Source organism: Colwellia echini, assembly GCF_002843355.2.
GTDB classification, from domain to species: domain Bacteria; phylum Pseudomonadota; class Gammaproteobacteria; order Enterobacterales; family Alteromonadaceae; genus Colwellia; species Colwellia echini.
Map to the genome: position 1 here is coordinate 225,398 of NZ_PJAI02000002.1, position 15,643 is coordinate 241,040.

10 protein-coding genes are annotated in these 15,643 nt (G+C 37.0%); 4 read left to right on the forward strand and 6 right to left on the reverse strand.

Annotation, left to right across the window (positions count from 1 at the left end):
• Positions 1-56: 56 nt before the first annotated feature.
• On the reverse strand, positions 57-713 hold the full coding sequence (locus CWS31_RS03510) for a Bax inhibitor-1 family protein (RefSeq protein ID WP_101344478.1): 657 nt from the start codon (positions 711-713) through the stop codon (positions 57-59).
• A gap of 135 nt (positions 714-848) precedes the next feature.
• Positions 849-1,739: a LysR family transcriptional regulator gene (locus tag CWS31_RS03515; RefSeq protein ID WP_101344477.1), complete on the reverse strand. Its 891-nt coding sequence runs from the start codon at positions 1,737-1,739 to the stop codon at positions 849-851.
• A 633-nt stretch (positions 1,740-2,372) separates the two neighbouring features.
• On the opposite strand from CWS31_RS03515, the gene CWS31_RS03520 reads away from it, so the two are divergent.
• Positions 2,373-2,819 carry a S24 family peptidase gene (locus tag CWS31_RS03520; protein ID WP_101344476.1) on the forward strand — a complete coding sequence of 149 codons (447 nt, stop codon included), beginning with the start codon at positions 2,373-2,375 and terminating at the stop codon, positions 2,817-2,819.
• On the opposite strand, the gene CWS31_RS03525 is transcribed toward CWS31_RS03520, so the two are convergent.
• Both CWS31_RS03525 and CWS31_RS03530 read right to left on the reverse strand, forming a co-directional pair.
• Positions 2,816-3,922 (reverse strand): endonuclease/exonuclease/phosphatase family protein, encoded by a 1,107-nt coding sequence (locus CWS31_RS03525; RefSeq protein ID WP_101344475.1) that lies wholly within the window; start codon positions 3,920-3,922, stop codon positions 2,816-2,818. The two genes, CWS31_RS03520 and CWS31_RS03525, sit on opposite strands and share 4 nt — an antisense overlap.
• Before the next feature lie 150 nt (positions 3,923-4,072).
• Complete coding sequence (locus tag CWS31_RS03530) at positions 4,073-5,170, reverse strand: ISAs1 family transposase (RefSeq protein ID WP_101344474.1); 1,098 nt, start codon at positions 5,168-5,170, stop codon at positions 4,073-4,075.
• A gap of 177 nt (positions 5,171-5,347) precedes the next feature.
• On the opposite strand from CWS31_RS03530, the gene CWS31_RS03535 reads away from it, so the two are divergent.
• Positions 5,348-5,647 carry a hypothetical protein gene (locus CWS31_RS03535; protein WP_101344473.1) on the forward strand — a complete coding sequence of 100 codons (300 nt, stop codon included), beginning with the start codon at positions 5,348-5,350 and terminating at the stop codon, positions 5,645-5,647.
• A gap of 75 nt (positions 5,648-5,722) precedes the next feature.
• Here CWS31_RS03535 and CWS31_RS03540 read toward each other — a convergent pair whose 3' ends face one another.
• Entirely contained in the window at positions 5,723-7,033 is a 1,311-nt protein-coding gene (locus CWS31_RS03540) for a substrate-binding periplasmic protein (protein ID WP_101344472.1), read from the reverse strand.
• A gap of 52 nt (positions 7,034-7,085) precedes the next feature.
• Positions 7,086-8,711 (reverse strand): methyl-accepting chemotaxis protein, encoded by a 1,626-nt coding sequence (locus CWS31_RS03545; RefSeq protein WP_101344471.1) that lies wholly within the window; start codon positions 8,709-8,711, stop codon positions 7,086-7,088.
• Between the two features lie 710 nt (positions 8,712-9,421).
• Between CWS31_RS03545 and gltB the strand changes: the two genes are divergently transcribed.
• Both gltB and CWS31_RS03555 read left to right on the forward strand, forming a co-directional pair.
• Positions 9,422-14,029, forward strand: coding sequence for a glutamate synthase large subunit (gltB, locus tag CWS31_RS03550; protein ID WP_101344470.1), 4,608 nt, complete (start codon positions 9,422-9,424; stop codon positions 14,027-14,029).
• 20 nt (positions 14,030-14,049) lie between these two features.
• The gene (locus CWS31_RS03555) at positions 14,050-15,540 is read left to right on the forward strand and encodes a glutamate synthase subunit beta (protein ID WP_101344469.1); all 1,491 of its coding nucleotides are present in this window, start codon (positions 14,050-14,052) and stop codon (positions 15,538-15,540) included.
• Positions 15,541-15,643 lie beyond the last annotated feature (103 nt).

Sequence of the window (15,643 nt, forward strand, 5' to 3'; positions counted from 1 at the left end):
CATCCTTGAAGTTATCTTAAATTCATCTTGAAGTCATAATGCGACTGTTGTTTTTACTATTTTCTTCCAAGTATTCTAAGTATACGCAAGAACAAGTTAATAATGTCCATATACAAGGCTGCAGCGCTATCAATCGCATTGTCATAGGTTTTAGGAATAGCATTTGCTCTAGCCCAGTCATAACCTATGTAACCACAAAATATTATGGCGACAATCCAATCTAAAATCCCGTGATGGGTGTTAAATATAAATATTTCAATTAGTTCTACTACAATCACGCAAAGAAGTGCGATGGTAAGTCCGCCGGATATTTTTTTTAAAAAAGCAGGGTACATGGATCCTAAAAGCATCATAACAAAGGTAACCATACCGGTAACTCTTATTGCTTCTAATACAATGTTAGGATCGTATTGACTGACCGCTAAATTAATAATTAAGCCAAACGGAACAACCACAAGGTTATAACCAATAAAGCTAACTAATGGATTAATAGATTTAGAAAATAGATAAATACCCAAAAAAGCCGAAGCGAAAAAACCAATAAAGAAAATTATGGGGTTAACGTGACTTATCGACTCAACAGGAATGTTTAATACCATAAACCAGTTGACCACAAAGCCCCACAATAACGTCAAGCCAATGACAATATTGTAAGTTGATGCGCTAATTATTTTGCTATTGGTTGTGGTTCTATCAAATACATTTACTTCCATTTTATTCATTCCTTATAATTTTTATGTTGATGATTAAATTTATATCTATTATAACCGTTTCATTAATTCATCTGTTTCGTTATCGTTATTTTTTGAGTGGTATTCTTGGGCTGTATTCGTGAAGTAAAAGCCTTATTAATTTTTATTCGCAGCACTCGCCATTTCAATAAAGTTATGTAAATAATCTACTTCAATATCCTTTTCACGCATACCAATAAATATCTGCTTATTGATACCTTTTTCACCTAAGCGAACCGCTTTAATCGGTAATTGTTTTGCATATTGACCAACAAGCCAAGCGGGTAAAGCGCTTACGCCGCGTTTACTAGCAACCATTTGCAACATAATATCAGTGGTTTCTATTACTTTATGTTTATTCGGACTACATTGTGCGGGTAACATAAACTGGCTAAATATATCTAATCGCTCCATTGCAACGGGATAAGTTATTAAAGTTTCGGTACTTAATTGCTCTGGCATTACAGTTTTTTGTTGAGCAATGGGATGATCTTCATGTACAACTAATACAAGTTCATAATCAAATACAGGTGTAAATATTACGCCTTTATTGAATAATGGATCAGGTGTTACCAATGCATCAATATCATGACTAAAAAGCGCTGCCATGCCACCAAATTGAAAGCGTTGTTTTACATCAACGTCAACTTCAGGCCATTTAGCTAAATAGGGCGAAACCACCGTTAATAACCATTGATAACAAGGGTGGCATTCCATGCCTATACGTAATGCGCCTTTTTGACCTAGGGCAATTTTGGAAACTATCGCTTCGGTATGGTGAAGTTGAGGTAATATTCGGTTTGCTAACGCCAATATGGCTTGTCCTGCTTGGGTTAGTCGTAGGTTTCTACCTTCCTTTTGCCAAACTTTGGTTTTCAATTGGCCTTCTAGCTTTTTAATTGCGTGACTCAATGCCGATTGTGTTAAACATAACTTGTCGGCAGCTTCGGTCAACGTGCCTAGTTGATCTACTTGCTGTAAAATTTCTAAATGAGTACGTTCAATCATAAAGTGTTTAGCCAAATTTAAAAAACAAAGTATGAGTATAATTCATATATCAATATAAATTAATTGTTTTTTTTCATGCTATAACGAACTTATAACCTCTTAAATATTTAAATAACGACAACCAATAAGGTGCATTAATAATTGCTTTAGCCAAACATTGCTTGAGTGTTTAATGCAATTTGTGAGTGTTTTATAATCACTTTGTAAAGTATTTATGGCTTGTTTCGTTTTATTCTTTACTACGCTGGCAGTAGTTCTGCTAGCGTAGCAAAAATTAGAGGGATAAGTTAACCGTTGATTTACTTATGCCGTTCAAAACCTTATTGATATGTTATGAATAAATAGCTTAATGCTTGAAGTATACGTAAATAGGGCGTATCCGTAATTTACACAACTTAAATTCATTGCTATTTTTCACCTTTTACGTGAATAGATTAAACCTTTAAAGCGTTACGCGTTACATTTTTAGTAGGTTAATTAATTGATTATTTTTAACTTATGGTATATCTATCGTTGACAACACAAATGATAATAATTATCATTTGTGTTTCTTGGTGGTTTACTTGAGTATTATTGTTAGCAGGTTTGAATCATTAAAGAATTTCATTCATAAGGAATAATAAGGAGAATTAAATGATTTTCGAACTATTAAACAAACTTGATGAGAAATACCCCTTTGATTGTGCTGCTGCGCAGTGTGATATTCCTTATAAAAATTCGCAGCCTATATCATTGCAATGTGTAGTGATTGCCATATTACGTATATTCGGACTTAATTTGTTTAAAGTTACTGGAGAAAGTATGGCACCTGCAATTCCATCGGGTTGTTTTATACTGTCTGCAAAGTTGTTAATGATGCTGCCAATAAAAGAAGGGCAAACCATGGTTATTAACCATCCTCAATTTGGCGTGATTGTTAAAACGGTGGCAATGGTTGACAAAAATGGTTTTGTTTGGAGCCGAGGAGCAAATAATAATAGCTTGTCGGTAGAGCAATTAGGCCCTGTTTATAAACATCAAATACTTGGCCGAGTTGTCCGAGTTTTTACGCCCCCGTTGACAAAAAAGGCTTATCTTTAATCAGCAGGCCGTGGAACATCATCCATACTCACTTCTTGCGCTTGGGCTATATTTTTTGACCTTTCTCTGTCATCGGCATCGGGCTGCAAACCATGCTGGTTAGCTCCTCGTATAGGTGAAAATACCAAACGTGTTAAAAGCGGAAAATGATCTGAACCAATTGAAGGTAAACGTTGAATCGAGTGTAGTGTGAAGTGTTGGCTGTGAAATAAATGATCTAAAGGCCAGCGTAAAAAAGGATAATCAGCATGAAACGTGTTGTACATACCTCGGCCAACCCTTGGGTCTAATAAGCCACTTATTTTACGAAATAGGCGTGTAGTACTAGACCAGGCAACATCATTAAGATCGCCCGTTACGATAATAGGGAGATCACTTTTATTTATGTCTTTACTAACACTTTCACCAATACTTTTAGCTATTATTACCAATTCAGCATCACGCTCTGCAGATTCTGTATTTTCGGTAGGGCTTGGTGGCGCGGGATGAACAAAGTGAACCCTAATTTTATCCCCCGTTTTTAATACTAAACAAGCGTGTATCGATGGTACATCTTTTTCAACAAGAAATGATATTTCTTGCTCTTCTATAGGTAAGCGTGAATACAGGTGCATGCCGTATAAATTATCTAGCGGGCACTTTACGCTGTAGGGCATTTCTGCTTCTAGTACATTAAGTTTATCTTCCCACCATTGATCGGACTCTAATGTAACCAGAATATCGGGTTTGTGTTTTCTTACTAATTGTATTAACGCATCACTATTGCGATTTGGTGTAAGCACATTAGAGGTGAGAATACTGAGTTGTTTGTTTGGATTATTATTTGTGGCACTTTTAACTTCTTTACGGCATAAAATTGTGTAAGGCAGTATCCACCATAATTGCCAAATTAAACAAAAAGCAGTGGCAGCAATAGCTCCCTTTGTTATCGGTAATTGAATATCAAGTAAAGTTAAATTAGCGATCAACAAAGCTGCGGCAATAATAGCAATTTGTAAACGAGGAAAATCTAGCGCTCTGACAATCCAGTGTGAATGTCGAGATAATGGTAGTAACGTTGCAATAACAATGAAACATGTGCAGATTATAAGCAGGTGAAGCATAGAAGTTTAGTTCTCAGTTGATCATTAATGGAAAATGATAAAGGTAAATAGAGGATGTTAGCAACGAAATATGTCAGTAACCTGAATATATCAGAAAAATAATAAATTCCTTAGCTTGAGTTCAGGGCAACCGCATACTTTGATGGATATTTAACCAAATATAATTTCGGTTCTAAATTCATCAATCCTCGCTGCTCGCTTTAATTTCCTACGCATACTGATTTTACTAGGGTGTAGCCGTGATAGGTTCAAACCAAACCGTCTGATAATACCGACATTTTCAGCACCATCTTCTTTTCTTATTCGGCAATCATCTTCCTTAAAGGTTACATCTAACACCCAGTGGACTTTGTTCTCAACTTCCCAATGCCCTCGTATAGCATCACTGATTTGGACAACATTAGGAGATAAGCTCGATATATAGTAAAGCGTTTCAGCTTGTTCTTTATCCTTGGTTATACGCTTTCGTGTGACCTCTATAATTGTCTGTATTCCTTGCCATTTATCTCCCTCTTCAATCCATTCGCTCATTCTCAGTTGGCGATAGTGACGACTTTCTATCCTGCCATGCCCGCTATCTATTTCTTCATGACCTTGGATGTGTTCGGGGCTATCTCGTGTCACTTTATGAAAATAAGCTGCTATCTCTTCTTTTAACTTTTTATGATTGTTCTTGACGCATAAAACATAATCACCACCATTATTAAGAATTTTAGCCACGATTTGTTTTTGTGTATTCATTGCATCAGCACTGACAATTGCGCCTGAGATATTTAGCGTATCTAACATTTCCAACACGCTACTATTTTCATTCTTTTTACCTTCACTGCGTGCTTGTGCCAAGACTAACCCGTTGGATTTGCTCCATGCTGTTATGCTGTGTAGAGCGCTATTACGTTCCCCATCAAAGGAGTGGCGTAGCGTTTTACCATCAATCGCTATTTGTTCTTTTCCGTTGTCTCGCCTAACTTCGTTGACCCAATTTATAAGTGCTTGATTGAACTGCTTCGGTGAAATAGCACGAATAATACGCGCTATGGTGTCATCAACTGGAATACCTTGCTGGAATGGCCTATGTAATCTTAGCCAATCAAGCTTGTCGTGACCGAAGTCTTCAATATCCTGCCATCCTTCAGCGCCGGATATCACAGCGCTAACGGTAAGAAATAAGATATCGATGAAATCATATTTAACATTAATATCTTTACGTGGGTCTTCAATAATAGAAAAGTGATCAATAAATGACATAGCAAACTCCTGTTTTAAGGAGTCTATTAGATCACGTTATCGCATAAAGTACGATCTTGCCCTGAGCTTGAGTTGGGATGAATTAGGGTCTGTTGATCTTTCGAGATTACTTTTACTAATCTTTTTATAGACTATAATTTATTTACTTTACGAACAAACTTTACCGACAATTAAAATATGTTAATTGAATTAACTACACCGATATTTAAGTGTCAGGAGGATGAAAATATCTTTTATTTACGCTTAAATGAATTTCCTCACCTGCAAAAGGTGACTAATACTCAAAAGCTGTCAGGTAAGGGCGGTATATTGCTGTATTTTACACTGAACGAAGTTAGCAGTGAAGTTAGCAGCGAAGTAAAAGTGGAGTTAACCCGTGACCAACAAAAGCAAAATGTTAAGTCCAAATTGGCGGTGTTAGCAGCTGTGCAAGAAGTAGCTAATATATGGGTTACTAGTTTTAAGGTATTAATTTAAGGTATTAATTTAAGGTATTAACACCTTAATATTATGGCGATAAGCAAGTACAATTTGATTTCTTTTCGAGTTTGTCTATTGCTTTATTGCCAACATACTATTGTTATTGCTAGCTTGAATAACTTTCTCTACATTGACTCCAAAGGTAACAACCGCGACTGAAAGATCGTTATTCGAAAGTGAATTATCTCTACGCTCATTTTTACTATCTTTATTTACTGTTTTATCGGCATCGGCAGTTTGATAGGCTAGCGCAAAACTAACTTGGCTTTGAAAAACTTGAGTTGAAGCATCGTATTTTATATCGCTTATATAAAATGTTCCGGCTCCACCAGGAAATGTATTTAAAAATTGAGGTTCATCACCTTGAAACAAGTCAGTAGTATCCTTGCTTAAACCAATAGTATAACCGCCATTATCTATAGCAATAATTTCAGTAACAGCCCCCTTAGAGTCATTCTGTAGTTGAGATAGAAAAACACTCAGTTGCGAAGTCGTAATAAAGTTATAGAGAGAGCCGTCTTGTTGCTTAGCCTGGGTTTGCCATAGTTTGTCTAATGTTGTTAACTCTTGTGCTGAAAAAACATCACTTAATTTAGTTGGATGTGCAGTGGCATTTAAGTAATGCGAAAGCTTTTCTAAATAAGGTGTTAAGTAATTTATAAGGAGTTGTTGTTCATTGTGAGACAACCTTAAACTAAGCGGGTTACAGCTTGGAATATTTTCATTAAATTGCTCAACAATATTAATATTTTCATTCAAAACTTCATCAGAAAAAGCGAAATGATGAGATTCAAATTTTATAAATTGCCAGTTGTGCTCAACCGACCTAATCATTTGATGAAATTCTATATCTCTATTAGCTTCATTATCATCAATAATTATGGCGTCAACTCTACCCGCAATGAACATATTTAATAACTGCTCACGGGTTGTAACCGATACAGCAACGCTGAACTTGTTCTTTAATAACCAATTATGTGCAGGACTGCCATTGACAGCACCAATGAGTTTTTTATTAAATCCTTTAGCGTTATTTTGATCTGCTAAGGGGAAATTAGTTAACCAGTACCATTTCTCGATAGAGATAGGTGTTGAGGTGTTCATGTATGTTTTATCGTCAGGACTAATAGGAAACACACCGCTAATGTTGTTACGTGCTAATTCACGTAAGGATCTTTTTAATGGGTAAAAGTCTATTGATATTTTTTTGTTTAGTTTATGAAAAATACACTGCACAGTACTAACAGTAATACCTTTAATTACTTTGTTTTCTATAAACTGGTATGGTGGGGCATTATAAGTTGCTAATTCAAAATCAGGGCGCTCATTAGCAACAGCATTGGTAATGAATAATACTGCTGCCATATAAATAATTATTTTCATGTATCTTCCTTGAGAAAAATCACCGCGAAACTATAATTGTAACTTTAAACTGTTATACCTTAAAACGACCAACACCATCTTCGATGTTTTTAGCTAGCTGTTGTATTTGAGACGATGCATCATTAGTATCGGTTGAAATATCTTTAGTTAATATGATTTGCTCGTTTAAAGAATGTAAATTTCGATTAATGTCATCTGTTACAGCGGTTTGCTCTTCGGTTGCTGTGGCTGTTTGAATTGACATGTCGCTTACCGTTATTACACTGCTTAAAATACGTTGTAATGAAGATTCAGTTTCTTTAGATAACTCTACCGTGTTGGTTACTTTTGCAAAGCCATCGTCAATAAAACTAACAACATTATTTACCCCTGATTGTAAAGATTCAATCATGGTTTGAATGCTGTCGGTAGACTCTTGGGTTTTTTGTGCTAAGTTTCTTACTTCATCAGCAACAACCGCAAAACCTCTGCCTTGCTCACCCGCACGAGCCGCTTCTATGGCTGCGTTAAGAGCTAATAAATTAGTTTGCTCGGCAATACCTCGAATAACATCTAATACGCCCGAAATATTTTTAGAATCTTCTGATAATTTTTTAGTGCCCTCAGATGCATTTTCAATAGTGATATATAATTGCTCTACCTGAAGAACTGAGGCGCCAATTTTAGTTACACCTTCTTCTGAACAAACCATTGCATCTTTAGTTTCGTCCGCTGTTTTTAAGGCAATATTTGCTAACTCTTTAGTAGCCATACTCATTTCATGTACAGCGCTAACAATCATATCTGAAGCAGTATTTTGATTATCAGCAACCTCAGAACCTTTATTGGCAAATTCTTTTAAGGTTTCGCTGCTTGTTGTTAACAGAATAACTTCATTACGAACGCCTGATATTAATCCTCTTAAGCTTTCTACAAAGGCATTAAATGCGGTACCGAGATCGCCTATTTCGTCATGTTGTTTAATTTCTATTTTATTGGTTAAATCACCACCGCCAGAGGTAATGTCATTGATACCATTTTTAATTTCGTTAAGTCGTTGCAGTAAAAGTTGTTGGCTATAAAAAGCCGCCAGCGTGGTAAAAATGATGACTATAATAGCAATAGTTAAGCTAACCGCTTTAGAGTTACTATTCGCTTCACTAATTTCATCTTGCAATAAACCCGCTTTATTAAAGGCACTTTCACCTGCAACATCATAAAGTTTTCTTAAATTTGAGAATGCTGTTTTTGAACTACCTTGCATAATTGCTTGAGCAGTTTCGCTGTTACCTGAGTTTGCTGCAGCGATAACTTGTTCAACTTGCATAAACCACGCATTATATAAGTTATCAAACTCTTTTAAGGCATTGATTACGTCGGGGTACTCTTGCATTAACTTACGATAGTTATTAAAACGCTCTTTTGCCTGCGCTGCATTTTCATTAATTTCTGCTATAAAGTTAGAATTTACACTAGTAGAGGAAGCTAATTGAATTTCTGCTACTCGTGCTTGATATAAATCACGATCAGCATTAAGCACCGAATTAATTGCAGGCATAAATCGATTAGGGAAAATTTTTGCATTACTTTCAAGTGTTTCAGTCAGCGAGTAATTTGCCATGGTAATACCTACTAACGAAATTAAGGCAATGGCGAGAGGAATAGAATACTTTACTTTGATACTTAAGTTATCGAACATGTTAATTGCACCTTTTGTACACGTAAAAATTATTTTCAATTTAATTGATTAAATGAGCACTTTGCTAAACCTTGGGTTTAAATATATGCCTCAAATAACAAAGCAGGTTGATAGTATTAGATTTATTAAACTAAATTTAAGTAAATATTAGTCTAAACATTTGAAATGTGAAATTTAATAGTAATTTTTTATGAAAATTATTTTTTATGTTAATTAATTGATTAATAATTGATATAGCTTGCTATATAGAGATAGTTACTTTGGTTAATTTAAATGTTGAGATAACCCCACTAATAGACACTATATAAATAGGCATAGAGTCGGCGCATAAAAAAGGTTAGAATGAGTAATCTAGTAGGTTGAGACAACGCGTTTAATTGGTATCTATTGCCTATTTTTGCCCGTTAAAATAATAAATGACAGCGTTATTTATTCAAAAAAACTGCTTGAATATACACATAATGATTGACTCTGAAGCGTTTTACGGGTATTTTTCCCGCCGCTTTTAAATATGATTAAATCAATAGCGTCTCGTCTCATAAAGACCCAATAAAAATCTAGCGCACATGTTCAAGAAATTCTAAATAATATCCTGAAGGGTCGATAGCGTAAAATTTGAGCATTTTAAATATATAGCTAAATTAGCAGGCAGCTTTTTTACAAAGCATTTAGCTGCTAATAGAAATAGTTTGATGAAATAGGAACAAGCAATGAATGATATGAGCAAAAAATCCCAAGGCCTTTATCGCGCCGAATTCGAACACGATAGTTGTGGTATTGGCTTTGTTGCCAATTTAAAGGGTAAAAAATCTCACGATATTATTGAAAATGCACTCACAATGTTGAGTTGTATGGAACATCGTGGTGGTACTGGTTTCGACGTCAAAAGTGGTGACGGCGCTGGTATACTTATTCAAATACCTCACGACTTCTTAAAAGAAGAAACGGCAACCTTAGGTTTTAGCTTACCTGACGCTGGTGATTACGGCGTAGGCATGATCTTCTTTCCTAGCGATAATGCACAAAGTGAGCAGTGCAGAGAGATTTTAAATCAAAATATTACTCAACTAGGTTTAACCTTATTAGGTTACCGTAGTGTACCAGGCGATAACTCAATGCTTGGTGCAGCGTCTCTTAATAGTGAACCGAACATTGAACAAGTGTTTATTGCTAAACCAGCTGAATTATCAGCGCAAGAGTTTGAGCGTAAATTATTTGTATTACGTAAATACACTTCACATAAAATTAATGGCCTAGCTATTACTGAACGTGACGAGTTTTATGTTACGTCTATGTCATCGACTAAAATTGTTTATAAAGGACAATTTACTACTGAGCAAGTACGTCAGTATTATTTAGATCTACAAGACGAACGCACTGTATCAGGTTTAGCGATGTTCCATTCTCGCTTTTCAACCAATACATTCCCAGCATGGCGTCGTGCTCAACCATTCCGCTATATTGCGCACAATGGTGAAATCAATACAGTACGCGGTAACATTAACTGGATGAATGCGCGTGAAGCATTATTTAGTTCTGTTAACTTTTCTGATGCTGAATTACAAATGCTTAACCCGATTTGTAACAAAGACAACTCAGATTCAGCCAACTTAGATATGGCGATTGAATTATTAGTATTAAGTGGCCGTTCGCTTGCACAAGTTATGATGATGATGGTACCTGAAGCTTGGCAAACTCAAGCAGATATGGACCCAACTAAACGTGCATTTTACGAGTACTATGCTTGTATTATGGAACCGTGGGATGGTCCAGCTTCATTATCATTCACTGATGGTAAAATTATTGGTGCAACACTTGACCGTAATGGTTTACGTCCTTCACGTTACTTATTAACTGAAGACGGTACTTTGGTAATGGGCTCTGAAACTGGCACGTTATGTGTTGATCAGTCAACTGTTGTTGAAAAAGGTCGTTTACAACCAGGTAAAATATTTATTGCTGACTTAGTTGAAGGTCGTATCATTAGTGATGACGAAGTTAAAACTCAAGTAAGTTCATCACAGCCGTACGGCGAGTGGTTAGAAAAAAATAAAATTGAATTAGCTGATATTCCAGTGCCAACTGCTTCAATTGCGCAGCCGCCTTTAAAAGAGCTACGTAAAATACAAAAAGCATTTGGTTATACTAATGAAGATCTTAACGTAATTTTGGCCGGTATGGTCGGTACGTCTAAAGAGCCTCTAGGTGCTATGGGTACTGATACGCCATTAGCGGTATTGTCTCATCGTCCACAACAGCTTTCTCACTACTTTAAGCAATTATTTGCACAAGTAACTAATCCACCAATCGATCCTATTCGTGAAGAATTGGTTATGTCGTTACGTGGTTATGTTGGTAAGTCATTAAACTTACTTGAAGAAACTGCAGCACATTGTCATAAAGTTGAAATTGATCAACCTGTATTAACTAACGAAGATTTACGTAAGTTACAACATATTGATAATGATCATCTTCAATCTAAAACGATTAGCATTGTATTTAAAGCAAGTGGTGAAGCTGGTGCACTTAAAAAAGCCCTTGACCGTGTTTGTGCTTATGCAAAAGATGCTGTTGAAGATGGTTATGCGTTATTAATATTAAGTGATCGTGAAGTAGACAGCGACCATGTTGCTATTCCGTCTATTTTAGCAACAGCAGCGGTTCATCATTATTTAATTCGTGAAAACTTACGTTCTTACGCAGATATTATTCTTGAGTCAGCTGATATTCGTGAAACTCATCATTTTGCAGCGGTTATCGGTTACGGTGCTGCAGCGGTTAACCCATATTTAGCATTAGAAAGTATGTATGGTTTACGTGATGAAGGTATTTTAAGCAAAGACTTAACTAACGAACAAATCGTTACTAAATACACTGCTGCCGTTGGTAGTGGTTTATTAAAAACCTTCTCAAAAATGGGTATTTCAACATTACAATCTTACTTAGGTGCTCAAATTTTTGAAGCCTTAGGTATTAACTCAGATGTTGTTGACGAGTACTTCACTGGTACTGTTAGTCGTATTCAAGGTTTAAGCCTAGATCAAATTGCGCAAGAAGCTGTTTTGCGTCATCGTGAAGGTTTCCCTGAAGCAAGCCGTATAGCTGTAGATAATTTATTACCAACAGGTGGTGAATATTCATGGCGTCATGATGGCGAACGTCATTTATTTAGCCCAACGGTTATTCGTTTACTTCAGCATTCAACCGCAAGTAACGATACCAACCAGTTTAAAGAATATGCAAAAGTCGTAGATACACAAAGTAAAGAAGCCTTTACCTTACGTGGTTTACTTGATATCAGCAGTGATCGTCCTTCAATTCCATTAAGTGAAGTTGAGCCAATTGAAAATATCTTCAAACGTTTTGCATCAGGTGCTATGTCATTTGGTTCAATCTCGTGGGAAGCTCACACTACATTAGCTATTGCTATGAACCGCATTGGTGGTAAGAGTAATAGTGGTGAAGGTGGTGAAGATCCAATTCGTTTTACGCCACTAGAAAATGGCGATTCAATGAACTCACGCATTAAGCAAGTTGCGTCTGGCCGTTTCGGTGTTACCAGTCATTACTTAGCAAATGCTGACGAATTACAAATTAAAATGGCGCAGGGCGCTAAACCAGGTGAAGGTGGTCAACTACCTGGCGATAAAGTAGATGCTTGGATTGGTAAAACACGTGGCTCAACACCAGGTGTAGGTCTTATTTCACCACCACCACATCACGATATCTATTCAATTGAAGATTTATCTCAATTAATTTTCGATTTGAAAAATGCTAACCGTGAAGCACGTGTTAACGTTAAATTAGTATCAGAAGCAGGTGTTGGTACTATCGCTTCAGGTGTAACTAAAGCTTACGCTGATGTTGTATTGATTGCAGGTCATGATGGCGGTACTGGTGCTTCTCCACTTAGCTCTATTAAACATACGGGCTTACCGTGGGAACTTGGTCTAGCTGAAACGCATCAAACATTAGTACGTAACAAGTTACGTAGCCGTATTACGGTTCAAACTGATGGTCAACTTAAAACACCACGTGATTTAGCCATTGCTACCTTATTAGGTGCTGAAGAGTACGGTATGGCTACAACAGCATTAGTTGTTGAAGGTTGTATCATGATGCGTAAGTGTCACTTAAACACTTGTCCTGTAGGTATTGCGACTCAAGATAAAGGTTTACGTGATAAGTTTACTGGTCGTGCTGATATTCTTGTTAACTTCTTCACTATGATGGCAGAAGGTTTACGTGAAATCATGGCTGAGCTTGGCTTTAAGAGCATTGACGAAATGGTTGGTCAAACGCAGTGTCTTAAACAGCGTGATGATGTAGACCATTGGAAATATAACGGTGTTGATTTAAAACCACTACTTCATAAAGAAGAAGGTGATGCAGGCGAAACGCTTTACAAATCTATTGATCAAAAACATTTGATTCATAAGATTATTGATCGCCAAATGATAAAAGATGCAGCTGCTGCACTTGAGTCACAAACAAGCGTTTCACTTGCTTATGACGTAATTAACACTGACCGTACCATTGGTGCCATGATTTCTAACGAAATTTCTAAAAAATATGGTGCTGAAGGTTTAACTGAAAATACTATTAACGTTAAGTTTAATGGTTCTGCTGGTCAAAGTTTTGGTTGTTTCTCTGCTAAAGGTTTACGTTTTGAACTTGAAGGTGATGCCAACGATTACTTCGGTAAAGGTTTATCAGGTGCAAACTTAGTTGTTTACCCAAGTAAAGAAGCTAAGTTCTCACCACGCGACAACATCTTAATTGGTAACGTGGCATTCTTTGGTGCTACTTCTGGTACTGCGTTTATTCGTGGTGTTGCAGGTGAGCGCTTCTGTGTACGTAACTCAGGTGCTACCGCAGTTGTTGAAGGTATTGGTGATCACGGTTGTGAATACATGACTGGTGGTAAAGCAGTAATACTAGGTACTACGGGTCGTAACTTTGCGGCGGGTATGTCAGGTGGTGTTGCTTACGTACTAGATACCAAAAATGATTTTGCTCCAAAATGTAATCTGGAAATGGTTTCATTAGAAACGGTTGACACAGATGCAGAAAGTAGCGAATTAAAAGCCTTAATTACTGAGCATTTAGAAGCTACAGGCTCTGATGTTGCTAGTGAATTATTAGCTGATTGGGATAATAGTGTTAAGAAATTTGTTAAAGTTATGCCGGTAGATTATAAGCGTATGCAAGGTTACATGAATGACGTACGTGCAAGCGGTAAGTTTGAGTCAGAGTATGACATTGCCGTTCAAGCATTCGATATCCATTTAAACAAACTAGCTAGCGCAAAAGCTTAAGCTGCCAAGGAGAATATATTATGGGAAATCCAACAGGGTTTATCAACGTAGGTCGTGCCTTGCCAACTGAACGTAACGCAGGTGAACGTTTAATTGATTGGTTAGAAGTATATGAAGAAATTCCACTTAAAGACGTAGAGAAGCAAGCTTCTCGTTGTATGGATTGTGGTGTACCATTTTGTCAATCAGCTAAGTCAGAGTTCGCTCCGGCAGTAGCTGGCTGTCCAGTAAATAATGTTATTCCTGAGTGGAATGACTTAATTTACCGTGGACGTTGGAAAGATGCAGTAGAGTTATTACATAAAACCAATAACTTCCCTGAATTTACAGGGCGTGTATGTCCTGCGCCATGTGAAGGTGCTTGTGTACTAGGTATTAATGAAGACCCAGTAGCAATTAAACTTCATGAAAAAGAAATAATTGATCACGCCTTTGCAGAAGGTTGGGTTGTTGCTGAGCCACCAACAGCACGCACAGGTAAAAGCGTTGCAGTAATTGGCTCAGGACCTGCAGGTCTTTCAGCAGCTGCACAGCTTAATAAAGCAGGTCACATGGTTACTGTTTATGAACGCGCTGATAGAATTGGTGGTTTATTAATGTATGGTATTCCAAACATGAAGTTGCAAAAAGAATTAGTGCAACGTCGTGTTGACCTACTTGCTGAAGAAGGCATTGTATTTGTTGTAAATACAGAAGTAGGTAAAGACATCAGTGTTGAACAACTTGAGACTGACTTTGACTCAGTTGTGGTATGTACTGGTGCTACTGTACCACGTGATTTACCAGTAGAAGGTCGTGAGCTTAATGGTGTACATTTTGCCATGGACTTCTTAAAAGCTAACACTAAGAGCTTACTTGATAGCGAACATAAAGATGGCCAGTTCATTAACGCTGAAGGTAAAAATGTTGTTGTTATTGGTGGTGGTGATACAGGTACTGACTGTATTGGTACTTCATTACGTCACAAGTGTGCAAGTGCGATTCAATTAGAAATCATGCCTCGCCCACCAGAAAAACGTGAAGAAGCAACAAACCCATGGCCACAATGGCCAAAACGTATCTTAGTTGATTACGGTCAAAAAGAAGCGATTGCTATTCAAGGTCAAGACCCACGTCAATACTTAGTAATGACTAAGAAAATTGAAAGTGACGGCCAAGGTAATGTTAAAGCAGTTCATACTGTAGATATCACTTGGGAGAAAAACGACAAAGGTCAAATGTTCCCACAAGAAGTTGCTGGTAGTGAAAAAGTAATTCCTGCTGATATCGTACTTATCGCTATGGGCTTTATGGGTCCAGAGGGCGGTTTGATTGAGCAATTCGGTCTTGAGCAAGACAGCCGTTCTAATATCGCTGCAGAATACGATAAGTTTGCGACAAGCAAGCCAGGTATTTTTGCTGCGGGTGATAGTCGTCGTGGACAAAGCTTAATTGTTTGGGCAATTGATGAAGGTCGTCGTTGTGCACGTGAAGTAGATTCTTACTTAATGGGTAGCAGCTATCTTCCATAAGCATAATGCTTAACTGATGGCATGGTTGCGCTAATTTAATGTGACTATAACTAACCCTATAAAGCCTTATCATATTTATTATGGTAAGGCTTTTTTTATGGCT